The sequence below is a fragment of the Gracilibacillus xinjiangensis genome, assembly GCF_042651765.1.
GTDB lineage: Bacteria > Bacillota > Bacilli > Bacillales > Amphibacillaceae > Gracilibacillus > Gracilibacillus xinjiangensis.
On sequence record NZ_JBHSDT010000004.1, the window covers coordinates 521,852 to 546,549 of the forward strand.

Genomic DNA, 24,698 nt, shown 5'->3' on the forward strand with positions numbered 1-24,698 from the left:
ACTTTAGTTTATCGGATATTCTTACAAATGACAAGAGTAATTTTGCTTAAATTTATGAAGGTAAACTTACAAAGTGTTTACACATAATTAATAAAATAACAATTATTAACTGATAGAATGTAATTATAAGCAAATTTACGTTAAAAAAAGGAGGATTTTGATGAAAATTAAGCGAAGTTCAGTTAGTGCCTTACTTATCGCGTTGATATTGGTAGTTACACAAGTAACAAGTGCATTTATTCCATTTATAAGTGTCAAAGCAGCAAGCCCTGTGACGGCAGACGATTTATTTATATCTGAATATATTGAGGGGAGCAGCTATAACAAAGCAATTGAGATTTACAATGGGACAGGCTCTGAAGTTGATTTGTCAACCTACCGTATTGCTTTATATTCCAATGGATCTACAGAGATATCGCAATCTGCAGATTTACAAGGTATTTTGTCCCCAGGTGATACGTTCGTTATAACACATGGACAAGCCAATGAAATGATGTTAGCAGTGGCAGATGAGACTAATAGTACTGTAATCAATTTTAATGGGGATGATGCCTTTGCACTTCTTAATGATGGGACAATCATCGATGTTATAGGAGAAATAGGTGTTCGTGAGAATTTCGGAAATGATAAAACATTAATCAGGAATAGTGATATTAACAGCCCGAATCCGACGTATGATGCTTCAGAATGGACAAGCCACGAAAAGGACTATTTTGAAAACCTTGGTGAACATGAAATAGTTGGAGCAGAACCAGGAGAAGAAGACTATCCTGCCATTAATGAAGTAAGATCATTAGTCGGCGAAACAGTAACGGTAGAAGGGGTGGTAACAACTACTCCAGGAGCCTGGGGCGGAAATGGGTTTTATATCCAGGATGAAACTGCAGGTATTTACGTTTTTCAAGATGATTCGGTTAAACCGGGAGATGTTGTTCGAGTAACAGCAGATGTACAGACATATAATGGCGAAATTCAGTTAAGTTCGATTGATTCACTAGATATTATTGGACAATCAGAAATTCCAGAAGCTAAAGTGATCACACCTGGTGAAGTGAATGAAAGTAACCAAGGGCAGTTAGCAGTAATTGAAAATTTTGAAATCTCTAATATACAGGAAGTAAATACATTTGGAACATTTGAATTCACTGCAACACACAATGGGGAATCTGTTCTTGTACGAGTGGATAATAGAATTGGATTAACCTACGCTGACTTTTTGTATGAATCAGGGGATACAGTTGATGTAACAGGCATTGTGAGTGTTTATAATGGCACTTACCAACTGAAGCCGACAAAAGCTGACGATTTTAAGTTAAGTAATACCAACCCGGAAGACCCTGATCCCGATCCAGGTTCTGAACCTGGAGAAGTGACAAGTATTGCAGATGCACGTCAACTGGAAAAAGGAAGCCTAGTAACCATCGAAGGTGTAGTTACTTCAAGCAACCTGGCTAACCCATCCAGTCAACAATTATCAACATATATTCAAGACGAGACAGCGGGAATAAACATGTTTGCTTTTGACCGTACGGGTTATCCTGTATTGCAACAAGGTGATCTGATTAAATTAACAGGTGAAATAGATGTTTATAATGGATTGACTGAAATCGTGCCAAGAAGTACGAATGATGTGGAAATCTTAGCAAATAATGCAGAAATACCGGAACCAGCTGCTATAACCATTGCTGATATAAATAATGATGCAATTGCAGAACCGTTGGAAGGTCAGTTAGTTTCTGTTAATGGTTATATCCAGAATATCCCGTCAAGCCCGGCAGGTGGCGGCTATAATATTTCCATAATGGATGCAGACTTTAATGGAACTACATTGCGAGTAATGGAAGGGACGATGGATATATCAACCTTAGAAGCGGGAAAATGGTATGATATTACAGCGATTTTAAGTCAATATAACAGTTATCAATTACTGCCGCGAGATGCTAGTGACATCTCATTGGCTGATGAACAACCTGAAGCACCTGATGCTAGCGGTGAATATACTTCCACTGTTAAATATGTGACAGATGGGGATACGATTCGTTTAGAAACACCAGTTTTAGGCGCAGATCGAGTACGTTTTTTAAATATTGACACACCAGAGACAACTGTAGCAGGCGCAAATGGTGTGGATGAAGCAAATCAGAAAGAACACGGGGAATATGCGACGGATCGATTGAAAGAATTATTACCAGAAGGATCTCAAGTTACATTAAAATTGGGACAAGAACCTACCGATGCTTACGGTAGATTATTAGCAGAGGTAATTAATGAAGATGGAGTGAATACAAATCTTCAAATGGTGGAAGAAGGACTTGCGAGCACCTATTTCATTTGGCCAATTGGCGATGAGGCAAATTACCAAATCTATCAAAACACGATGAAGTCCGCCATCGATTCTGAGATAGGAATTTGGAATCCGGAGAATCCGCTTAAAGAATTGCCTTTTGAGTATCGCGCAATCACGGAAGGCGGCGATTTCCATCGTTATGTCGGTAATTCAGATACAAAAAAATATGTCGCACCAACAGATTATGAACTTGTACCTGTTGAAAAGCGGATTTTCTTTTCAAGCGCGCAAGAAGCAGAAGCGCAAGGTTACACAGCAGCAACAGATGAGCCAACTGGGGAATTATTGGATGTTCAACTGCTTAGTATGAATGATCTCCATGGTAAAATTGATCAGCAATATGAGCTGGATATTAATAATGATGGTGAAATCGATGGCGTATACGGAAGAATGGATTATGTTGCTGCATACTTAAAAGCTCGTGATCAACAACATCCGAATTCATTAATTGTTCATGCAGGTGACATGATAGGTGGAAGCTCACCAGTTTCAGGGTTATTCCAGGATGAACCGACAGTAGAAATTATGGAAGAGATTGGGTTTGACTTCGGCACAGTAGGTAACCATGAATTTGATGAGGGTACGACAGAACTGTTGCGGATGGTAAATGGCGGAGAGCACCCGGAAGGATTAGGTACGACAGGTTATGATGGGATGGATTTTACTAATCTTTGTGCAAACTGTGTATATAAAGATTCAGGAGAAACATTCTTGCCACCATATGCCATTACAGAGATAGAAGGGGAAAAGATAGGCTTTATCGGTATAAATACTCAGGCTTCTGCAGGGATGGTTATGCCGGCAGGGATTGAAGATATTGATTTTACGGATGAAGTAACTGCTGTAAATGAATCAGTAGAGGCTCTTCAAGGAGAAGGCGTAGAAGCGATTATTGTATTAGCCCACTTACCAGCAGAACAAAATGGCGAAACGGTTACTGGAGATGCTGCTAATCTTGCAAGAAATGTGAATGATGCTGTTGACATTATTTTTGCAGGACACAATCATCAAGTAGTGAATGGTATTGTCGATGATAAATTAATTGTTCAGGCGAATGAATATGGCAAAGCTTTTGCTGATGTGGATATACAAATTGACCGTGAAACAGGTGATATTGTCAGTAAAGAAGCAGAAATAGTTTGGGTTGATCAGAGTCTAGTGGAACCTGACACGGAAGTTGCAGCAATACTACAGAAATACACAGATCTGATCGAACCAAAAATGAATGAAGTATTAGGCTACACCGACCAAGATCTAACAGGTAGTTATACGAATGATGGGGATCACGGATTAGGCAATTTAATTGCAGATGGAATGCGATGGTCAATGGATGCAGACTTCGCTATGATGAATGGTGGAGGAATACGTGATGACATACTAGCAGGTGAAGTGACTTGGGGAGATTTATATAATGTTATGCCATTTGGCAACACATTAATAAAAATGGATGTAAAGGGTGCAGACTTATTTACCATTTTAGATGCCCAGCTTTCACCAATATATGGACCTGACTACAGTATAGCTGGTTTACATTACAAATGGAATACAGAAACAGCGAAGGTAGTAGAAATCACCTTACCTGACGGAACACCGATTGATAAAAATGCAACATACTCATTAGTAGTTAATAATTATATGGCAACATCTTTAGGTGATAAATACCGTCCAATTGGAGAGCTTGGGGTAAACGAAGAGATGGGCCCGGTTGACCTAGATGCTTTTGTGGATTATATAAAGTATTTAAACACTTCCGAAGCAAATCCAATTGACATTGGACCGGAAGGCCGAATTGCAGCAGTAGATGATGAACAAGGGGAAGACATAGGGGAAGTAACTATTTCAGAGGCAAGAAAAGCTGCGAACGGAGTGACAGTAACTATTGAAGGAACTGTTACAACAAATCCAGGAGCATTTGGTGGAAATGGTTTTTATATTCAAGACAAGAAAGCGGGAATTTATGTATTTGGAGATGATACTGTATCACCGGGAGATTTCGTAAGAATTACGGCAAAGGTCGGAGAATACAATGGGGAAAAGCAATTAAGCACCATTTCTTCATTGGAGATTATTGGAGAAAATACTATTCCGAAACCGAAAAACGTTAATCCAGGAAATCTTAAGGAAAAGAATCAAGGGCAATTAGTAATAATGAAAGGTGTTACTATTTCAGAATTAACAGAAGTTAACAGTTATGGAACATTTGAATTTATTGCAACAAAAGGCAGTAAATCAGTGCTTGTACGTGTGGATAACCGGACTGGCCTTACGCTTCAAGACTTTGACTTTGAGAATGGAGACAAGGTGAATATTACTGGTATATCCAGTAAATTTAATGACACCTACCAATTAAAACCAACAAATCCTAATGATATTGTTTCAGTTAAAAAGCATAAGCGTCCAAGCAAGGGAAAGGGTCACCATCTATTTAAAGAAGAAATGAATTAATTCACGCTAATCGAGAAAAATGACGTTACGACATTAAGAAAATGGAAAAAGAATCTGATGTTACCCATTTGTAAAAAGCCTTTAGTCCCGGCCCTGTTTTATTTTTGGAAAAGGACTTGATTTGATTCTTTATGTGCAAAAGGTTCCGATCGTAAAATGTGATCAGAACCTTTTTGCTGTTTTTGTTTCAATTTTTCTGGATGATAATAGGAAAGTGAAACCAGATTGTACACCTGTTCAAGATCGCTTCCATTAATGGATAAAATAACAATTAACCGTTAACTTTTGCTCCTGCTTCTTCACGAACCTTCTTTGCCGCTTCAATCATATTACGTAACGCTGCAACAGTTTCTTCTTGCCCTCTTGTCTTTAGTCCGCAATCAGGGTTAATCCAGAATTGTTTTACATCAATGGTACGTAAAGCTCTATCAATATTTGCCTTGATCTCTTCTACACTCGGCACTCTTGGGCTATGAATATCATATACTCCTAGACCAATTTCTTTGTCATAGTCATTTACTTCAAATGTATCAATTAATTCACCATGGCTTCTTGATGTTTCAATGGAAATCACATCTGCATCTAATGCATCAATCACCTCGAAAATTTCACTGAACTCTGAATAGCACATATGTGTATGAATTTGTGTGGAAGGTTTGACAGAAGATGTAGAAATTCTGAATGCTCTAGTTGCCGCATCAAAATATGCTGGCCATTTTAACTGGTCGAGCGGTAAACCTTCCCGTAAAGCAGGTTCATCAACTTGGATAATATTTACACCTTCTGCTTCCAGTGCTATAACTTCCTTTTCTAATGCAAGGCCAATTTGATCCTGAATCGTAAATCGAGGCAATTCCTCATGTACAAACGACCAATTCAATATCGTCACAGGTCCTGTTAGCATTCCTTTGACAGGTTTATCTGTAAGGGATTGGGCATAGACAATTTCTTTTACTGTCATTGGTCCAGCCCATGATACATCACCAACAATTAGTGGTGGTTTTACACATCGAGACCCATAAGACTGGACCCAGCCGAATTCTGTAACAGCAAATCCATTTAGTTTCTCACCGAAAAATTCTACCATATCCGTACGTTCGAACTCTCCGTGGACTAACACATCAATACTTAATTCCTCTTGTATTTCGATCCACTTTTTCGTTTCAGATTCGATGAACTTATTATATTCCTGATCAGAAATTTCCCCTTTACGCCATTTTGTTCTCGTACCTTTTACTTCACTGGTTTGTGGCAGGCTTCCTATTGTCGTTGTAGGCAGTAATGGTAATTTTAACTGGTCTTGTTGTAATGTAATCCTGTCAGAGAAAGGTAATGAGCGTTTAACTTCTTCATCACCAATTTGAGCTAGTTCTTTGGCAACTTGGTGATTCTGACGATATGGTGATTCAGCAAGTTTAACTCTTGCTATTCTGCTTTCAGTTAATTCATGCTCAATGGTGGTCTCTCCTTGATTAACACCTTTGACTAAAACATTAATTTCAGCCAGTTTCTCATCAGCAAAGCTTAATCCATCTAAGATCACCTGGTCTATTTTCCTTTCCGTCTTTTTTGTTACGGGTACATGCAACAAAGAACATGATGGCTGGATGATCATCGTTTCTGCATTAGTAATTGATTGAATTTCATTGATAAGTGCTAATTTGTCGTCTAAATCTGATCGCCATACATTTCGGCCATTAATTATACCTGCAGCCAGGATTTTATCTTTAGGGAATCCCCATTTTTTGATTGCATGAAGATGTTCACCGTGAACGAAGTCTAAGCCGATTGCTGCAACAGGTAGTTTCACAACTTCATCGTAATGTTGTACTGTTTCAAAATATGTTTGTAAAATAATTTTGGCATGCGGTACACTTGCTGTTAATTGTTGATAAACTTTTGCGATCAATGCGATTTCCTTTTCGGAAAGGTTTGTGCCTAAGATTGGTTCATCTATTTGAATCCAGTCTGCACCTGCATCAACAAGTTCTTCTAAAACCTGTTCATAAAGAGGTAAGAAAGACTCAACGATTGCTTCAAAATTAGTATCCCTATACCCTTTGGATAACTTTACAAAAGTTACAGGTCCAACCAGAACCGGTTTCCCGTTAATGCCTAATTCTGCTTTTGCTTCATTGTAATAAGTTAACGCCCGGTTTTCTATTAACCTTGGTGTGACATCATTCAGTTCTGGAACAATGTAATGATAATTGGTGTTAAACCATTTGGTCATCTCAGCTGCAACTGCTTCTTTTGTCCCGCGTGCAATTGCGAAATAAGTATCAATCGATTTTTCATCTAATTCCTGAAACCTTTTGGGAATCAGACCAAAAGAAAATGCCGTATCAAGCACATGGTCATAAAAAGAGAAATCTCCGACAGGAATTAGATCAATGTTAAGGTCTTGTTGTTTTTTTAAATTAGCAAGACGCAATTGTTTGGTTTCCGTCTTTAATTCATCTTCTGTTATCTCGTTTCTCCAATAAGATTCCAAAGCTTTTTTCCATTCTCTGTCTTTCCCAATGCGTGGATATCCTAGATTTGAACTAATATATGTTGTCATTATGAACACACTCCTATATTCGCAAATTTAATGCAGTATTTTCTTTTCGTTTTTCACTTTTATAATATATTTCGTTAATTCTGTCGTAATTTGATAGTTCATGAATGGCGTAATTAAGTAAATTCCATTAAAATAGTTAATAGCTGTGTCGATCAATTCTTTAGCAATTTGTATTCCTTCTTGTATTGCATCATTGCGGCTGACTTGTGCTTGCATTCTTGCGCGAACCTCATCAGAAAGTTTCATGCCCGGAACTTCATGATGGAGGAATTCAGCGTTTTTATGTGAGACTAATGGCATAATGCCGATGAAAACAGGTGTTTTCAAGTGCTTTGTTTCACGATATAAAGCGATAATTTGCTCATGGTTGAAGATTGGTTGGGTTAGGAAGTAATCAGCACCATGTTCTATTTTCTTTTCCATTCGCTTTACTGCTTTTTCTAAGTTTGCAACATTTGGGTTAAATGCAGCAGCTACTTGGAAATTTGTTTTTTTTCGCAGGGAGGCACCTGAAAAGGATAATCCTGTGTTACATTGTTTGATCAGGCGGATTAATTCAAATGATGTGACATCAAAGACGGAAGATGCACCAGGGAAACCGCCAATTCTGGTTGGGTCACCTGTTATCGCTAATATGTCATGGAAATCTAATGTATGTAGTCCCATGAGATGTGCTTGCAGTCCAATTAAATTGCGATCACGACAGGTTAAGTGAATGAGTGGTTTTACGCCAATATTCAGTTCTTTCATTTTGATTGCCATCGCAAGGTTGCTTATTCTAGGTGTAGCAAGGGAATTGTCTGCTAAAGTAATGGCATCGACACCAGCTTTATCTAATTGCTTCACACCTTCAAGAAATTCATCAATCTCTAAATGCTTAGGTGCATCTAATTCCACAATCACAGTATGTCTTTCTTTTACTTTATCAAGTAAGGTTGGTTGATGATTCTCTAGTTGAGGGTCTGATTGTGTAATAATTAGCGGGTTTTCTCTTACTTCTTTATTGGTGATCGGTAAAAGTCCTTTTATGCCTGTTTTTAATGCTTTTATATGCTCCGGGGTAGTGCCACAGCAACCGCCAATAAGCCGGACACCTTGGTCGCGGAACTTTTTGGCACATTGCTTGAAATAATCGGTTTGTTCACTGTATACCAGCTTTCCGTTTTCATATGCTGGTAAACTAGCATTCGGAAATGCTGACAGATAAGCCTTTTCAAGTAATGGAACAGACTCTAATGATTCAATCATATGATGAGGCCCCAGGCGGCAATTAATCCCTGCCACATCTGCACCTAATTCCTCTAATTGGTAAAATGCATCTGTTAATAATGTTCCATTTTCCAATATACCTGGTTCATGCATCGAAACATTCGTAATGATAGGCAGGTCAGTCTCTTTTCTAACAATCTTTAAAGCAGTTTTTAATTCTTCAAGATCGTAATATGTTTCTAGTAAGATTCCATCAATGCCTTCTAAAAGCAATGTAAATAACTGTTCTTTAAAGCTTCGTGTGATTTCCTTCTTTGATGTAACTAGTTTTTGTACACCTCTTATCCCGCCAATTGTTCCTAAAACAAATGTGTTTTCATTTGCAGCTTGCTTAGCGAGTTGTACTGCTTTTACGTTAATTTGATGCACCTGTTCTTCCAAGCCAAAACGAGCCAGTTTAATATAGTTGGCGCCATATGTGTTTGTCTGGATGATGTCAGCACCTGCTTCTATATAAGAGCGATGAACTTGCAATACTTCATTCGGCTTTGATAGGTTGAATGCTTCAAAGCATTGATCAACACCATGTGCGTATAGTAATGTCCCAATCGCCCCATCAGCAATAAGGATATTTTCTTCCAATTGTTTACGAAGATCTTTCATTCTATTCACCTCCTTTCTATAGGTAAGTACATTAAAAAAGGCCTTCATCCTTGATTGATGAAGGCCCTTAATGGGAATATTCCTTGTTCCTCATCTTTCAAGCATGTTTGCTTGCTGGATTTAGCACCTTGTCTAGTGATAGACGGTTGCTGAGGTATCGTAGGGCCAGTCCCTCCACCTCTCTTGATAAGAGATTGCTATAAAGTTTTCGCTGTCAACATATTACATGAAAAGTAAATCATTATCAAGATGTTTTTCTAAATTATTGAATATTTTCCCTATTAAGCTAAATGAACTTGTATGGGTGAAGAATTTATGATATCATTGAAAATGATTCTCAATTGAGGGATAGAGGTGGATGAAAATGAATGTAAAGCAGTTAATTAAAGAACGCCGGTCCATTTCCGTATATAAAGAAGATCCCGTATCAGTTGATCTGATGAAAGAACTATTAGATGTTGCTGTATGGGTCCCAAATCATAAAATGACAGAACCCTGGCGTTTCGTTTTTGTAACAGGGGAGACGAAGAAGAAACTTGCTGAAATTAATCGCGAGATTGCAAAAGAAAAGGCAAAAACTGTGTCAGCAGAAGAGTTGGAAAAAATCGGTGAGATAGGATATCAAAAAATAATGGATGTTCCTTTTATTATTTTTGTTATTAATCATATTAATCCAATTGAGAAGTTTATTGAGGAAGACTATGCTTCTACTAGTTGTTTAATCCAGAATTTCAGCTTGTTAGCATGGGAAGAAGGTTTAAGTGTGTTTTGGAAAACCGGGAAATTAGCATTCTGTGATGAAACAAAAGATTTAATCGGATTACAGGAAAATGAACGTGTCATTGGATTATTGCAAGTTGGCTACCCGGCAAAAGATCAAAAACCTTTGCCAAGAATACCTGCATCAGAGCGAATAACAGAATTATCATAACGGTGACCACATCTGATTAAGGTGTGGTTTTTTTGTGCGTATGAATTGCTAATAATAATAGCCATACAGCTTGGTTAGGAAACTATTTAGCCTGACACTCAAGTGATTATATTAGAGTGTCGCTAAATAAGGACATAAAAATATGCCGATGAAACGTGTCATCGGCAAACAAGAAAAAGGGGCTATCATTTTGTGAGAAAGCAATCTTTGCAGCATTGCTCAATTTGGAACACTTTTAATATAACAAATGAATGAAAACTAAGTGTTAAAACTGAGTAAAGATAGTGTAAACTTTTTCCTGTTGCTAATAGTTTTTCGTTATAATGAGATGAATGAATTAGTAGAGGAGAGATAACATGCAGAAACTATCCATTTGTATAACAAGTGATATTCATGGATATATTGCACCAACAAATTACAGAAATATGATAGAAGAAAACATGGGTCTAGCAAAAATCGCAACAATTATGAAAAAGATAAGAGAACAGAATGATGTCATCATCATGGATAATGGCGATTTTATCCAAGGCAGTCCTTTTACATATTACTTTGCAAAATATCATAAGGAACAAACGAGTCCTTTAGTTCATATAGCAAACCGGTTAAACTACGATTTCTCTGTATTCGGCAATCATGAATTTAATTATGGATTAGAGTATCTTCAAGCGGTAATTGAAAATTCTCAGTATCCATGGTTATCAGCCAATATTTTAGATGAGGAAACAAAAGAGCCTTTTTTCGGTAAACCATATTTGATCAAAGAAACAGCAGGGAAGAAAATAGCATTTATCGGTCTTACTACTCACTATATTCCTAATTGGGAAGACCCAAATCATATTAAGGGCCTGCTATTTGAAGATGCTTGTACATCTGCTAAGAAATGGGTAAAGAAAGTAAAAGAATTGGAACAACCAGATCTGTTAGTTGTTTGTTACCATGGTGGTTTAGAAAGAGACCCAGATGGTGGCGAGCCAACAGAGGCGCTTACAGGAGAAAATCAAGGCTATCAGATTTGCCAGGAAGTTGAAGGGATCGACATACTTATTACAGGACATCAGCACCGTTATATCACAGCCAATATAAATGGTGTGACAGTGATCCAAACAGGCAATAATGGTCAAGCGTTAGGTGAAATTTCTATAGAGTGGGATGGAGGAGCAGTACACTCTATTCAGTCAAAGCTGCACTATGTTGATGAGAAAATCCATACAGATCGGGAAATTTTTGAATTAATAGAAAAGGATGAAAAGGAAGTTCAGGAGTGGCTGGACCAGCCGATAACGGAAGTGGTTGGAGATATGAGTATTTCTGATCCATTTCAAGCAAGGTTAGAGGAGCATCCTTTTGTTGAATATATCAATTTATTGCAAATGGATATTGCCAATGTAACAATTTCTTGTACCGCTTTATTTCATGACCAATCGCCAGGTTTCCCTGCCAGAGTGACAATGAGAGATATTGTATCCAACTATATTTACCCCAACACATTAAAGGTTTTAAGATTAAAAGGGAAAGACATAAAAGAAGCGCTGGAGTTATCTGCAAGCTATTTCGAGATTGATGACAATGGAGAAATAGCCATTAACCCACAATTTATTGAACCAAAACCACAGCATTACAATTATGATATGTGGGAAGGAATTCATTACGAATTAAATATATCCCGTCCTATTGGGGAACGTGTCACAGAGCTTCAATACCAAGGGGAGCCATTAGATTTAGACAAAGAGTTCAATGTGGTAATGAACAACTATCGTGCCAGTGGCGGAGGAAACTATTTTATGTTCCAAGGGAAAGAGGTTGTAAAAGATATTCCAATAGATATGACAGAACTAATAGCTGACGACTTACTAAATAAAGAAAAATTATTGGCTAAATGTAATCATAATTATTCTGTTGTGAAAAAATAATTTAAGATATAAAATTAGAAATTTCATATAAATGTAGAAAATATTACATCTTGACGTATAAATCTATCAAATGTTGCCCCATAATGACAAATGTGACAAGCTTCCAAATATAACGTAATCTTTGTTACAGACTCTTAATTTCTCTGTAACCACAAAGGGTATTCTGATGTGTTATAGTATAGCTTGTCAACATGAAAGGAGGCAACATGGATGAAAAAGTTTTTATTGTCCACAGCAGTTATCGCTACTAGTTTATTAGCGGTAGTACCAGTATCAGCAGCCGAATACGAGGTTGAACAAGGTGATAATTTATGGGGGATTGCGGAAGAACATAATACATCTGTTGCGAAATTAAGAGAAATGAACAACTTAGAATCGGATATCATTGTCCCTAAGCAAATTATAAATATAGATAAAGAGATTACTTACATCGTGAAGAAAGGTGATTCTTTAAGTGAGATTGCTAAAGCTCACGAGACTACAGTGGCTGACTTAAAAGAATGGAATAACCTTGAGACGAATTTAATTATTATTGGGGAAGAATTAATAATTAAAGAAACAGATAAAGACCCACAGAATACGGAAGAAGATGAGCAAGTTAACAGGGAAACAATTGAATCAACACCTGAAGCGACAGATCCGGCTGAAGTAAAAACAGCACAAGTTGCTCAACAAACAACAAATAATCAACAACAAACTCAAGACAGCCAGCAGCAAACAGGTCAAACCATTAATGTTACAGCAACGGCGTATACAGCAAAATGTGCAGGTTGTTCTGGTATTACAGCGACTGGGATTAATTTATTAGAAAACCCTAATATGAAAGTAATTGCTGTCGATCCAAACGTCATTCCACTTGGTTCAAGAGTATATGTGGAAGGTTATGGTGAAGCAATTGCTGGTGATACTGGCGGCGCGATTAACGGAAATAAAATTGACCTTCATGTTCCTACGAAGCAAGAAGCATTAAACTGGGGCAGAAGACAAGTACAAGTAACTATTTTAAATTAATTTTACTACCCTCTCATCCATGAGAGGGTTTTTCTTTACAAATAATTTACCCATCTTCTTTTCTAACAAAACATCCGCTTTTATTTGAAGTATTTAACGAAACAAAAATAATCAAAAGTAGACAAATGAATTCAAAGATTAGTAGTTGCTATTTTTGGAGAAATGTTTTATAATCATAACAACGTTGTTATTATATTTATTATTTTGCAAACGATTACAAAAAAGTGGGAGTGTTTTCTTTGAAGAAAAAATATGTATTAGTTGGTACTGGCGGTCGAGCAGAATTTTTTTATGGGGCAATGGTACGTGACTTCCAAGAAACATGTTCATTAGTTGCATTTTGCGATTCGAACCAGACAAGATTAGATTATGCAAATAAATTGCTGGATGAAAAGTATAGTGTAGGAAAAATCAACACATATACAGCAGATCGTTTTGATGAAATGATTGAAACAGAAAAACCGGATATTGTTATAGTAACATCTGTAGACAGAACCCATCACCGTTATATCATACGTGCAATGGAGTTAGGGTGTGATGTTATTACAGAAAAACCGATGACCGTTGATGCGGAAAAGACACAGGCAATTATTGATGCAATTGAAAGAACGGGACAACAAGTTCGTGTAACATTTAATTACCGTTATGCACCTCATAACACGAAAATTCGTGAATTGATTCGTGATGGTGTGATTGGTGAAGTGAATTCTGTACACTTTGAATGGGCATTAGATACACAACACGGAGCGGACTATTTCCGTCGTTGGCATCGAGATAAACGAAATAGCGGCGGCCTTCTTGTACACAAATCTACTCACCATTTTGATCTAGTTAACTTCTGGTTAGATACAGAGCCTGAAACTGTTTATGCAACTGGCGGGCTTCGCTTTTATGGAAAAGAGAATGCGGAACGCCGTGGTGAAACGAAATTCTATCAGAGAGCTCATGGGAATGAACAGGCGAAAGATGATCCGTTTGCAATTGATCTAGAAGCAAATGACCATTTGCGATCAATGTACTTAGAAGCAGAAAAAGAGGATGGTTACCAACGTGATCAGAGTGTGTTTGGTGACGGAATTAATATTGAGGATACATTAGGTGTTGTCGTAACATACAAAAATAAAGCGATTTTAACCTATTCATTAAATGCTTATTTACCATGGGAAGGCTTCCAGATTGCCTTTAATGGTTCAAAAGGGCGAATAGAAGTACAGGTTCGTGAACAATCGTACATCAACTCAGGTGGAGAAAAAGGTGATGAAGGTAAGCTGAAAGAGAAAGTTTTACGTGTTCTGCCAATGTTTGGTGAGCCGTATGAAGTAGAAGTAGAGGAGAAAGAAGGCGGCCACGGTGGTGGTGATCCAGAATTATTAAACGATCTGTTTGGGGTACCGAAAGAAGATGAATTTAACCGTGCTGCATCTCATGTTGATGGGGCGATCTCCATTCTTACAGGAATTGCTGGCAACAAATCATTACAAACAGGCCAAGCAGTAAGAGTGGAAGATTTAGTTGATTTAAAAAGGTAACGAGAGAACAGCTTCTTTTGTTCCATCGATTTAGTCATATATAATGGAGATTCGATTGTTTTTCAAAAAATGGCCGAATCTCCTTTAATATACATGGATATGCTGCATTTCTTCTATTCCTCAATCTCGATGATTTCGTTCTCAGTGGATTGAATCGCATTGCTGTAGCCGAAAAAACTAAAGCTTGCTATTAATAGAAGAAATAGCATTATTAGAAATTTACGCAATGAATACCCCTCCCATTTATCTCCCATTTGTCAAATCAATTCATATTGTATATGATTATCCAATAAATAGCTATGAAAAATTTATGGAAAAACTGTATAAATTGGAGTGGAGGGTTATAATGGCATCCAACTTACAGGAAGCGGAAGTAATTAGTATGAAATCGATCGGTGAAGGCTCAAGAGTGTGTTTAGACTTTGTGGACAAATTACAGCCAACAGAAGGAATACTTGTTGGTAATACGGGTCATGGTTATATTATGGTGCTAGCAGAAAATAGAACAACAGAAACCTATCCAGCTCGTCCGTTTCGAGTTAATGCAGGGGCGATCCACCAGTATGCCGTCGTAGATGAAGAGAAAACTGCCTATTTAGCTGAATTGAAGCCAGGAGATCATGTGGCGGTAATGTCGACCGAAGGATATACAAGAAAAATAGCGATTGGAAGAGTCAAAATTGAAAAAAGGTCATTTATTCGTATTGTTGTAAATGTGGATGGTCAGGAAATTTCCGCCACATTACAAGAGGCAGATAGTGTCCATCTGCTAGGTCATGATGATACAGAAAAACAAGCCATTCAATTGCAGCAAGGTGACCGAATCATGGTAAGGTTCGATCAGCCAGGCAGGCATCTCGGGGAAAAAATAGAAGAAGAAATTGTAGAAATGTAAAAATTCAGAAAATTTATGCAAATGCATTGACAAATAGTATTAATCCATACTATGATAGTATCAACATTTACAAATCGTTGGCTAAGACGAAGAGAAGTAGCTTAATGAAGCACTGTAGAGAGCTGGTGGATGGTGCAAACCAGTGTGTGAAAGTAAGTGAATGGACTTCTGAGCCCCAAACCGAACAATAATTTGTTAAGTAGGCTTTGGCGAGAGACCCACTCGTTGCAAAGGGGTAGCGTTATAAGCGATAAAGCTTGACGTGAGAAGAGAACTGTTAATTAATTGCAGTTAATAAAGGTGGTACCACGGGTTTCCTCGTCCTTTTTAAGGAGAGGGAACCCTTTTTGTATATTTAAAAATCGCTGAGAAGGATTAGTATGCTTATGTTTTGTATTCTAGAGAGCTGGGAATGCTGGAAACCAGTATACAACGTAAGTTGAATGGACCTTTGAGAGTGCTCTGGAAATCTAGTATAGAGTGACGGCTCATCCTCGTTAACGGATGTATGAGTGGAAGTAAATCATGTAAGAGAATTACTTCAAATAGTGGTGGCACCGCGGTCAAAAATAACCGTCCCTATATATATCGGAAGATATATATAGGGACTTTTTCTATATAGGGACAAAGGATATAAATTTAATGAAAAGGAGCTGCACAAAATGGTGAAATATAAAAGCAGAACATTAAATGGGGATACATTAACACCAATATCAGTGTTTAATCGAATTGATGGGAAGAAAAAGTTCTTGTTGGAAAGCTCTGGTAACCACAATGAAAAAGGCCGTTTTTCGTTCATTGGTTTCAATCCATATAAAGAAATTATCGGATCTGGTGCACAAACAAAGATAGTAAATCATGTAACAGGGTCTGAAGAAACAGGCAAGCAATTACCATTAGAGGCAGTAAAGGCACATATACCGAATGAAGCCTTAGATTTACCATATGCTTTCTATGGTGGGGCAATCGGCTACATTGGCTATGATGCGATCAGACAATATGAATACATTGGTGAAATGTTGGATGATGAGATGGATATGCCGGATGTCCATATGCTGTTTTACCAGGATGTCATTGTCTTTGACCATAAGAAACAAAAAGTAACCCTGTTAACAATTAACTTAGATGGTAGTAGAGATGAAGATATTTTAGAGAATCAATTAGAAAAGCTAACAGAAAAAATCGGAACACCAGAAAAAACCACTAAGGATAAAGACTTGAATCTTCATTTCGATACATCACTTAAAAAGGATCAATTCCTTGAGATGGTGGAAAAAGCAAAACAGCATATTGTTGATGGAGATATTTTTCAAGTGGTGTTATCACAGCGGATGAAAGCAACCTTTGATGCTGACCCATTTACTTTTTATCGGAAATTAAGAGTAGCCAACCCATCGCCATATATGTATTACATTGATTTTGATGACTATATTGTATTAGGCGCATCGCCAGAAAGCTTAATTAAAACAACTGGTAAGCATGTTGTTACAAACCCGATTGCAGGAACACGTCCACGCGGAAAGACAGTGGAAGAAGATCAACAATTCGCAACAGAATTACTTGCAGATGAAAAGGAATTAGCAGAACACAAAATGCTGGTTGACTTAAGCAGAAATGATTTGGGGCGGGTTTGTGAAGTAGGCTCGATTACTATTCCGAAATATATGACAATTGAAAGATATCAGCATGTCATGCACATTGTGTCAGAAGTCCATGGGGAATTAACAAGAGATTACACAGGGTTAGATGCGCTAGTATCTACATTGCCTGCCGGGACCGTTTCAGGTGCACCTAAAATCCGTGCAATGCAAATTATTAATGAGCTGGAAAACAAGAAACGCGGGGTCTATGCAGGAGCAGTCGGTTATATAAATATGAACGGTGATCTTGATTTGGCTTTGGCAATTCGCACAATGGTAATCAAAGAAAATACAGGTTATGTGCAGGCAGGTGCGGGGATTGTGTATGATTCTCATCCTGAATCAGAATATCAGGAAACATTAAATAAAGCCAAATCCTTATTGGAGGTAAACAAAATATGATTTTATTAATCGATAATTATGATTCATTCACATATAACTTGTTTCAGTATATTTCTGAACTAGGAAAAGACGTAGAAGTAATTAGAAACGATAAAATTACCATTCAGGAAATTGAACAAAAAAATCCTGAAGCGATCATCTTATCTCCAGGACCTGGAAGCCCGAAGGAAGCGGGAATTTGTATTGAAGTGGTGAAGCAGCTTGCAACCAAATTTCCGATTCTGGGAATTTGTCTAGGCCATCAGGCAATTGGTGAAGCGTTTGGTGCCAGAGTAATCCATGCGGATCAAATAAAGCATGGGAAAACATCAATGATACGCCATAATAATGATGAGATTTTTAACTATTTGGAACAACCATTAGAAGTGATGCGATACCATTCGTTAGTGATCGAACGGGAAACAATTGCCGAGGAACTGTTAATAACAGCAACTGCAATGGATGATGGGGAGATAATGGCAGTGAAGCATACGTATTTACCTGTATATGGACTGCAGTTTCATCCGGAATCGATCGGTACAGGGAAAGGTAAGAAACTGTTAAATAATTTCTTCGAAGCAATAAGAAAGGAGCAGAAGGTATGAAAACTTATTTAAAAAAAGTAATGGAAAAAGAGAATTTGACACTGCAGGAAATGGAAGAAGCAGCAAGATTACTATTTTCAGAGGATACAAGTGATATAGCTATTGGTGCATTTTTAACTGCATTGAAGGCAAAAGGAGAAACAGTAGATGAAATTACAGGGCTTGTAAATGTCATGCTAGAAATTTCTCCATTATCTCTCCCGGATGATCTGACAGATGCCATGGATAATTGCGGTACGGGCGGGGATGGATCTCAAAGCTTTAATGTGAGTACAACATCCGCATTTGTTATTGCAGGTGCTGGTATTACTGTGGCAAAGCATGGCAACAGAAGTATTTCCAGTAAAACTGGAAGTGCAGATGTGTTAGAGCATCTTGGTGTTCCACTAGAATTTACCCGCCCACAAACATATGAAATTTTAAAAGAAAATGGGATTGCCTTTTTGTTTGCTCCAAATGTACATCCGGCAATGAAGCGTGCAATGAAAGTAAGAAGAGAATTAGGGGTTCCAACAATTTTTAATGTCATTGGCCCATTGACCAATCCTGTTAAGTTGACATCCCAATTGATGGGCACATATCGAAGGGATTCATTAGAAACAATGGCAAGTGTGCTGCATAAATTGGGCCGCAAACGATCATTAATCATAAATGGAGCAGGTTATATGGATGAAGCATCTTTAGCCGGTGAGAATCATTTGGTATTATTAGACCGTGGAGAAATATTACGATTCACACTAAAACCAGAAGAAGTAAACTTACCAGTCGTCGATAATGAGTTGATAAGGGGTGGCGATGCGAAAGAGAATGCAGAAATTCTTCGCAGTATTCTGGAAGGAAAGAAAGGCCCTCATCGTGATACAGTGTTACTGAATGCTGGTTTAGGTATTTTTGCTAATGGAAAAGCGGAAACTGTGCAAAAAGGGGTAGAATTAGCCCGTGAATCAATTGACTCTGGCGCCGCATTAGCAAAATTGGATAATCTTATCACAATAAGTAATAAGATTAAGCAAGAGGTGTAATCATGACAATTTTAGATAAAATTTTAGCCGAAAAAGAAAAGGAAGTTGAAGTTTTAAAACAACATTACAGACAAGGTTCGCTTCAAGCGAAAAAAGTTGATGTATCTTTATATGATACTTTTATGAAAGCAGATAAAATGAGTATTATTGCTGAAATGAAACGTGCATCGCCATCGAAAGGATTAATTAATGATGGCGTAGAACCTGCTGACCAAGGGAAATTATATGAAGAATGTGGTGCTGGTGCTATTTCTGTATTAACAGATGAGCCATTTTTTAAAGGGACGATCGAGGATATGCAAGCAGTTCGGTCTGCTGTAAATATCCCAGTATTAAATAAAGATTTTATTATTGATGAAATACAAATTGAACGAGCATATGATGCTGGTGCGAACTTAATTCTGTTAATTGCTGCAGCACTTCCAGAACCCCGGTTACAACAACTCTATCAATATGCAGAGAGAAAGGGCCTGGAAATTTTATTTGAAGTTCACAATGAAGAGGAAATGCTTGTAGCTAAAAGAATTGGAGCAAAAATTGTTGGAATCAATAATCGAAATTTAAAAACATTCGAAGTAGATCTCGCAATTACAGAAAGATTAGCAGATATGGTTGATACAAAGGAAACTTTGTTAATTAGTGAAAGTGGAATGAAAACTGGTGCTGATGTGGAAAGAGTCGCAAAAGCAGGAGCAAGGGGAATATTGGTCGGGGAAACAATGATGCGTTCAAAAGATCTAAAGGAAACATTTGACCAATTACGTATTCCGTTAGGAGAGTAATCATGGTAAAAGTAAAAATATGCGGTTTAATGAATCGAGAGGCAATTTTGACAGCAGTTGATGCAGGGACGGATTTTATTGGGTTTGTGTTTGCACAGAGCAAGAGACAGGTGACTAAAGAAAAGGCAGCAGAGCTGGCGAAATATATTCCTCCCAATGTTAAAAAAGTTGGTGTCTTTGTAAATGAAAAGCTGGAAGTGATTCAGGATATCGCTAGAGAAGTGGGATTAGATTATATCCAGCTCCATGGCGATGAATCACCAGCCTTCTGTAAAGAAATTGGATTACCTGTAATTAAAGCATTTCATGTAGCATCAAAAGAAGATCTGGATAACGTCGCGTCATATGAGTGTGATTATTATTTATTAGACAGCCCTGCAGGGAAATACCGCGGAGGCAATGGGGAGAAGTTTGATTGGTCTATTACTAAGGAACAAGACTTCTTGAATAAAAAGATATTACTTGCTGGAGGGCTGCATGCTGAGAATGTGGAAGAGGCTATTCAGGAAGTGAATCCCACAGGTGTCGATGTATCAAGTGGTGTAGAAACAGATAGTGTAAAGGATTTAGATAAAATAAGGGCATTTATATTAGCCGCAAAGAAGGGTGAGAGAAATGGGATCATATAATGAACCGAACCAAACAGGACATTTCGGCGATTACGGTGGACGCTTTGTACCAGAAACATTAATGCCGGCCGTATTGGAATTAGAAAAAGCGTACAAGGATGCAATCAGGGATGAAGCATTTTTAGATGAATTCAATTATTACTTAGAAGAATATGTCGGTCGTGAAACACCTCTATATTATGCAGAACGTTTTTCGGAAAAATTAGGTGGACCGAAAATTTATTTAAAGCGTGAGGATCTCAACCATACTGGTGCACATAAGATTAATAATGCACTCGGACAAGCACTTTTAACAGTAAGAATGGGCAAGAAAAAGGTCGTTGCAGAGACAGGCGCCGGTCAGCATGGTGTAGCAACCGCAACAGTCTGTGCATTATTAGGTTTGGAATGTGTGATTTTTATGGGGAAAGAAGATGTACGACGCCAGAAGTTAAATGTCTTCCGAATGGAATTATTAGGTGCTCGTGTGGAGAGTGTTGACCAGGGAAGCGGGACATTAAAAGATGCGGTAAATGAAGCTTTGCGCTACTGGGTTAGTAATGTAGAGGATACCCATTATATCATTGGATCAGTTGTGGGACCACATCCATTCCCGCAAATTGTTCGCGATTTCCAAAGCATGATCGGTACTGAAACGAGGAAGCAGATCCAAGCGAAAGAAGGCCGCTTACCAGATGCTGTAGTTGCATGTATTGGCGGGGGAAGTAATTCAATGGGAATGTTCTATCCGTTTGTGGAGGATGAAGATGTCCGACTGTATGGTGTCGAAGCTGGCGGTGAAGGTGTTGATACAGACAAGCATGCTGTTACACTTACCTATGGAAAAAAAGGAATCCTTCATGGAACAATGACATACTTGCTGCAGGATGATAATGGTCAAATTCAGGAGGCGCACTCGATCTCAGCAGGTCTGGACTATCCTGGAGTAGGACCCGAGCATAGTCATCTCCGCGATATTGGCCGGGTAAATTATGTCCATATTACAGATAAAGAAGCATTAGAAGGATTACAGGAATTATCCAGATCAGAAGGGATTATTCCAGCATTGGAAAGTTCCCATGCTATTGCTTATGCGATGAAACTTGCCAAAGAAATGACTAAAGAGGAAGTTATGGTGATTTGTCTGTCAGGTCGTGGTGACAAAGACGTGGAGGCAGTACGTGATGCGCTCGGAGGTGAAGTGAATGGGTAAGGAGAAGTTAGCACAAGCATTTCAAAAAGTGAAAGAACGTGGCGACAAAGCGTTTGTTCCATACATTATGGCAGGTGATGGAGGGCTTGATCAATTAGATGATCAACTCGCATTTTTAGAAGAAGCAGGAGCAACAGTTGTTGAATTAGGAATTGCTTTTTCTGATCCGGTAGCTGATGGTCCAACAATACAGGAGGCAGGTCTGCGCGCCTTAGCAAATGGTGTATCATTACGTGCCGTGTTGAATAAATTAAAAGAGAAGAAAAATGAACGAAATATTCCCATTGTATTGATGACATATATTAATCCCATTCATACGTATGGTGTAAGGGAATTTGCCACAAGTTGTGCAGAAGCTGGTGTTGATGGCTTAATCATTCCAGATCTGCCTTTAGAGGAAGAAGGTTTAGTGACTGATTCATTGGCAGAGAACGAAATTGCCTTGATTCGACTTGCAGCACTTACGAGTACAGAAGATCGCTTAACTGAGATTGCGAAACGTACGGAAGGATTTCTATATGCTGTTACCGTAACTGGCACAACGGGAGCGCGTTCTTCCTTTAAAGAAAATTTAGGAGAACATTTAGAAAAATTGCAAAAAGTATGTCATGTTCCCGTATTGGCAGGTTTTGGTGTATCCACACCAGAGCATGTTGCTTCATTAACTGAACATTGTGATGGTGTTGTTGTTGGCAGCAGAATTGTAGACTTACTGCATAAAGGGGAAAGGGAGACAATTAAGGAGTTAATCGGATCAGCCCGGGTTTCAAAAGTGAATTAAATGATAGGATGCCCTGCTTAATTGGAAGCAGGGTTATTTTTTCATAGAGATGCATGAAGTGCTGGAAAACGCACAAAAAAAGAAGTCAGCTCCCAAAGCTGACTCCGCCGATTCTTTATGCATACAATTCTGCAATTTCTTTTTGTAATTTTTGGTCTGCTACGTACTCATCATATGACATTTCCTTATCGATTACTTTCGTTGGTGTGATCTCAATTAACCGATTCGCAATACTGTTAATGAATTGTTGATCATGTGATGTAAATAAGACGGAACCTTTGAAATTAATCAACCCATTGTTCACAGATGTAATGGACTCTAGATCTAAGTGGTTTGTAGGCTCATCTAAAACTAGTACATTCGCATTGCTAAGCATCATTTTAGACAGCATACAACGTACTTTCTCACCACCTGATAAGACATTCGCTTTTTTCAATGCTTCTTCTCCAGAGAAAAGCATACGTCCAAGGAATCCGCGTAAGAAAGTTTCCGTCTGGTCTTCCGGAGAGTATTGGCGCAACCATTCAACTAAGGACATATTATTTCCTTCGAAAAACGCTGAATTGTCTTTAGGGAAATAGGATTGAGATGTTGTAACACCCCATGTGTAGGTTCCTTCATCTGGTTCCATTTCACCCATTAAAATATCAAATAAAACGGTTTTCGCCAGTTCATTCCGACCAACAAAAGCGACCTTATCATATGGTTTTAAAATAAAGCTGACATTGTCTAAAACTTTTTCTCCATCAATCGTTTTTGAAATGCCTTCGACACGTAATAAGTCATTACCAATATCGCGGCCTGGTTGAAAGGCTACATACGGATATCGGCGTGATGATGGTTTAATATCATCTAATGTAATATTTTCAAGCATTTTCTTACGGGAAGTGGCTTGTTTCGATTTCGATGCATTGGCACTAAATCGTGCGATAAAGTTTTGTAATTCTTTCATTTTTTCTTCTTTTTTCTTATTTTGGTCTTTTGCCATCTGCAGAGCCAGCTGACTGGATTCATACCAGAAATCATAGTTACCGACAAACAATTCGATTTTTCCATAATCAACATCAGCGATATGTGTACATACTTTATTAAGGAAGTGACGGTCGTGTGATACTACAATTACTGTGTTCTCGAAATTAATTAGAAACTCCTCTAACCATTGAATTGCCTGGATATCCAAGTGGTTTGTAGGCTCATCTAATAATAGAATGTCTGGATTACCGAATAAAGCTTGTGCTAATAATACTTTTACTTTTTCAGAACCCGTAAGTTCAGCCATTTTCTTCGAATGAAGATTTTCGCCAATTCCTAACCCTTTTAATAAAATGGCAGCGTCTGACTCAGCTTCCCAACCATTCATTTCCGCAAATTCGCCTTCTAGTTCTGCTGCACGCATGCCATCCTCTTCAGTGAAATCTGCTTTTGCATAAACCTCATCTTTTTCTTTCATCACTTCATATAGACGTGTATGTCCCATGACTACTGTTTCTAATACTTCATGTTCCTCATATGCAAAGTGATCTTGTTTCAATACAGCAAGACGCTCCCCTTTACCTAACGAAACATGACCTGTTTGTGGCTCGATTTCTCCAGAGAGAATTTTTAGAAAAGTTGATTTCCCGGCACCATTCGCACCAATTAACCCGTAACAATTCCCTGCAGTGAATTTAATATTAACGTCTTCAAATAACTTTTTGTCACCAAAACGTAAACTAACATTTGTCGCTTGTAGCATATAGCGTAATTCCTCCATTATCTCATATCATAAAGCAAGCTTAAACAATTTAAGGGTGGAAGTCAATCAAGTAAGGCTAGAGTTTCGCAGTTTCTGGTACATCTTTTTTCGTGAGTGTCTGGATACCATCAACTAACAGACAGATAAAAGCAACCCAATGTAACATCATTCCTAAAATAGGTATGATACCAATAGTACTTGCAATAATACCGATAACAGGTCCCCAGATTGGTGCACGAAATGTCTTAGAGAGAACTAGTGTTATAATATAGTATATAAGCATGAATAAGAGCGGTGTCCATAACAATGATATTATAAGTGAACCTCCAAGACCGGGGATCCCGAGGAAAAACTCAAACACTGCACCGAGAAGTTTCAAAATACCTGAGACAATCATGTTTTCACTCCTTGTAATAAAATAAACTTAT

The 24,698-nt window shown here is 38.0% G+C and carries 17 protein-coding genes, 1 riboswitch and 2 other annotated features; of the genes, 13 read left to right on the plus strand and 4 right to left on the minus strand.

The features are described 5' to 3' along the window. Positions 1 to 160 precede the first annotated feature (160 nt). The gene (locus ACFOY7_RS06700; protein ID WP_390250645.1) at positions 161 to 4,792 is read left to right on the plus strand and encodes a 5'-nucleotidase C-terminal domain-containing protein; all 4,632 of its coding nucleotides are present in this window, start codon (positions 161 to 163) and stop codon (positions 4,790 to 4,792) included. A gap of 271 nt (positions 4,793 to 5,063) precedes the next feature. On the opposite strand, the gene metE is transcribed toward ACFOY7_RS06700, so the two are convergent. Then, positions 5,064 to 7,355: a 5-methyltetrahydropteroyltriglutamate--homocysteine S-methyltransferase gene (gene metE / locus ACFOY7_RS06705; protein ID WP_390250647.1), complete on the minus strand. Its 2,292-nt coding sequence runs from the start codon at positions 7,353 to 7,355 to the stop codon at positions 5,064 to 5,066. A 27-nt stretch (positions 7,356 to 7,382) separates the two neighbouring features. After that, complete coding sequence (locus ACFOY7_RS06710; protein WP_390250649.1) at positions 7,383 to 9,227, minus strand: bifunctional homocysteine S-methyltransferase/methylenetetrahydrofolate reductase; 1,845 nt, start codon at positions 9,225 to 9,227, stop codon at positions 7,383 to 7,385. An 87-nt stretch (positions 9,228 to 9,314) separates the two neighbouring features. After that, a riboswitch (SAM riboswitch) is annotated at positions 9,315 to 9,420 on the minus strand. Positions 9,421 to 9,591: 171 nt separating this feature from the next. On the opposite strand from ACFOY7_RS06710, the gene ACFOY7_RS06715 reads away from it, so the two are divergent. The 12 genes from ACFOY7_RS06715 (at position 9,592) to trpA (ending at position 22,535) form a co-directional block, all read left to right on the plus strand. Continuing rightward, positions 9,592 to 10,158 (plus strand): nitroreductase family protein, encoded by a 567-nt coding sequence (locus ACFOY7_RS06715; RefSeq protein WP_390250651.1) that lies wholly within the window; start codon positions 9,592 to 9,594, stop codon positions 10,156 to 10,158. Between the two features lie 356 nt (positions 10,159 to 10,514). Next, on the plus strand, positions 10,515 to 12,068 hold the full coding sequence (locus ACFOY7_RS06720) for a bifunctional metallophosphatase/5'-nucleotidase (protein ID WP_390250653.1): 1,554 nt from the start codon (positions 10,515 to 10,517) through the stop codon (positions 12,066 to 12,068). A gap of 210 nt (positions 12,069 to 12,278) precedes the next feature. Then, complete coding sequence (locus ACFOY7_RS06725; protein ID WP_390250655.1) at positions 12,279 to 13,079, plus strand: LysM peptidoglycan-binding domain-containing protein; 801 nt, start codon at positions 12,279 to 12,281, stop codon at positions 13,077 to 13,079. Between the two features lie 239 nt (positions 13,080 to 13,318). Further along, complete coding sequence (locus ACFOY7_RS06730; RefSeq protein ID WP_390250657.1) at positions 13,319 to 14,608, plus strand: Gfo/Idh/MocA family protein; 1,290 nt, start codon at positions 13,319 to 13,321, stop codon at positions 14,606 to 14,608. A gap of 346 nt (positions 14,609 to 14,954) precedes the next feature. Further along, positions 14,955 to 15,503, plus strand: coding sequence for a 3-dehydroquinate synthase II domain-containing protein (locus ACFOY7_RS06735; RefSeq protein ID WP_390250659.1), 549 nt, complete (start codon positions 14,955 to 14,957; stop codon positions 15,501 to 15,503). A 74-nt stretch (positions 15,504 to 15,577) separates the two neighbouring features. Beyond that, positions 15,578 to 15,832, plus strand: a binding site (T-box leader). A 27-nt stretch (positions 15,833 to 15,859) separates the two neighbouring features. Then, positions 15,860 to 16,087 (plus strand) — a binding site (T-box leader). A 78-nt stretch (positions 16,088 to 16,165) separates the two neighbouring features. Beyond that, positions 16,166 to 17,545, plus strand: a complete 1,380-nt coding sequence (gene trpE / locus ACFOY7_RS06740; RefSeq protein WP_390250661.1) for an anthranilate synthase component I — start codon at positions 16,166 to 16,168, stop codon at positions 17,543 to 17,545. Continuing rightward, positions 17,542 to 18,129, plus strand: a complete 588-nt coding sequence (locus ACFOY7_RS06745) for an anthranilate synthase component II (RefSeq protein ID WP_390250663.1) — start codon at positions 17,542 to 17,544, stop codon at positions 18,127 to 18,129. Before trpE ends, ACFOY7_RS06745 begins: the two co-directional genes overlap by 4 nt. Next, positions 18,126 to 19,151 carry an anthranilate phosphoribosyltransferase gene (trpD, locus tag ACFOY7_RS06750; protein WP_390250665.1) on the plus strand — a complete coding sequence of 342 codons (1,026 nt, stop codon included), beginning with the start codon at positions 18,126 to 18,128 and terminating at the stop codon, positions 19,149 to 19,151. The genes ACFOY7_RS06745 and trpD overlap by 4 nt, the downstream gene beginning before the upstream one ends. Positions 19,152 to 19,153: 2 nt before the next feature. Continuing rightward, entirely contained in the window at positions 19,154 to 19,933 is a 780-nt protein-coding gene (gene trpC / locus ACFOY7_RS06755; RefSeq protein WP_390250667.1) for an indole-3-glycerol phosphate synthase TrpC, read from the plus strand. 2 nt (positions 19,934 to 19,935) lie between these two features. Continuing rightward, positions 19,936 to 20,562 carry a phosphoribosylanthranilate isomerase gene (locus ACFOY7_RS06760; RefSeq protein WP_390250669.1) on the plus strand — a complete coding sequence of 209 codons (627 nt, stop codon included), beginning with the start codon at positions 19,936 to 19,938 and terminating at the stop codon, positions 20,560 to 20,562. Next, positions 20,549 to 21,754 carry a tryptophan synthase subunit beta gene (gene trpB / locus ACFOY7_RS06765; protein WP_390250671.1) on the plus strand — a complete coding sequence of 402 codons (1,206 nt, stop codon included), beginning with the start codon at positions 20,549 to 20,551 and terminating at the stop codon, positions 21,752 to 21,754. Before ACFOY7_RS06760 ends, trpB begins: the two co-directional genes overlap by 14 nt. Continuing rightward, a complete protein-coding gene (gene trpA, locus ACFOY7_RS06770; protein ID WP_390250673.1) occupies positions 21,747 to 22,535 on the plus strand; it encodes a tryptophan synthase subunit alpha in 789 nt (262 codons plus the stop codon). Before trpB ends, trpA begins: the two co-directional genes overlap by 8 nt. A 115-nt stretch (positions 22,536 to 22,650) precedes the next feature. Here the strand turns inward: trpA and ACFOY7_RS06775 are convergent, their stop codons facing one another. Further along, the gene (locus ACFOY7_RS06775; protein WP_390250675.1) at positions 22,651 to 24,270 is read right to left on the minus strand and encodes an ABC-F family ATP-binding cassette domain-containing protein; all 1,620 of its coding nucleotides are present in this window, start codon (positions 24,268 to 24,270) and stop codon (positions 22,651 to 22,653) included. Positions 24,271 to 24,346: 76 nt separating this feature from the next. Continuing rightward, positions 24,347 to 24,667, minus strand: coding sequence for a hypothetical protein (locus tag ACFOY7_RS06780; RefSeq protein WP_390250677.1), 321 nt, complete (start codon positions 24,665 to 24,667; stop codon positions 24,347 to 24,349). Positions 24,668 to 24,698 lie beyond the last annotated feature (31 nt).

Coding starts and splice junctions, on each gene's coding strand:
- ACFOY7_RS06700 (WP_390250645.1), top strand. CDS start 161: ATGAAAATTAAGCGAAGTTCAGTTAGTGCCTTACTTATCGCGTTGATA.
- metE (WP_390250647.1), bottom strand. CDS start 7,355: ATGACAACATATATTAGTTCAAATCTAGGATATCCACGCATTGGGAAA.
- ACFOY7_RS06710 (WP_390250649.1), bottom strand. CDS start 9,227: ATGAAAGATCTTCGTAAACAATTGGAAGAAAATATCCTTATTGCTGAT.
- ACFOY7_RS06715 (WP_390250651.1), top strand. CDS start 9,592: ATGAATGTAAAGCAGTTAATTAAAGAACGCCGGTCCATTTCCGTATAT.
- ACFOY7_RS06720 (WP_390250653.1), top strand. CDS start 10,515: ATGCAGAAACTATCCATTTGTATAACAAGTGATATTCATGGATATATT.
- ACFOY7_RS06725 (WP_390250655.1), top strand. CDS start 12,279: ATGAAAAAGTTTTTATTGTCCACAGCAGTTATCGCTACTAGTTTATTA.
- ACFOY7_RS06735 (WP_390250659.1), top strand. CDS start 14,955: ATGGCATCCAACTTACAGGAAGCGGAAGTAATTAGTATGAAATCGATC.
- trpE (WP_390250661.1), top strand. CDS start 16,166: ATGGTGAAATATAAAAGCAGAACATTAAATGGGGATACATTAACACCA.
- ACFOY7_RS06745 (WP_390250663.1), top strand. CDS start 17,542: ATGATTTTATTAATCGATAATTATGATTCATTCACATATAACTTGTTT.
- trpD (WP_390250665.1), top strand. CDS start 18,126: ATGAAAACTTATTTAAAAAAAGTAATGGAAAAAGAGAATTTGACACTG.
- trpC (WP_390250667.1), top strand. CDS start 19,154: ATGACAATTTTAGATAAAATTTTAGCCGAAAAAGAAAAGGAAGTTGAA.
- ACFOY7_RS06760 (WP_390250669.1), top strand. CDS start 19,936: ATGGTAAAAGTAAAAATATGCGGTTTAATGAATCGAGAGGCAATTTTG.
- trpB (WP_390250671.1), top strand. CDS start 20,549: ATGGGATCATATAATGAACCGAACCAAACAGGACATTTCGGCGATTAC.
- trpA (WP_390250673.1), top strand. CDS start 21,747: ATGGGTAAGGAGAAGTTAGCACAAGCATTTCAAAAAGTGAAAGAACGT.
- ACFOY7_RS06775 (WP_390250675.1), bottom strand. CDS start 24,270: ATGCTACAAGCGACAAATGTTAGTTTACGTTTTGGTGACAAAAAGTTA.
- ACFOY7_RS06780 (WP_390250677.1), bottom strand. CDS start 24,667: ATGATTGTCTCAGGTATTTTGAAACTTCTCGGTGCAGTGTTTGAGTTT.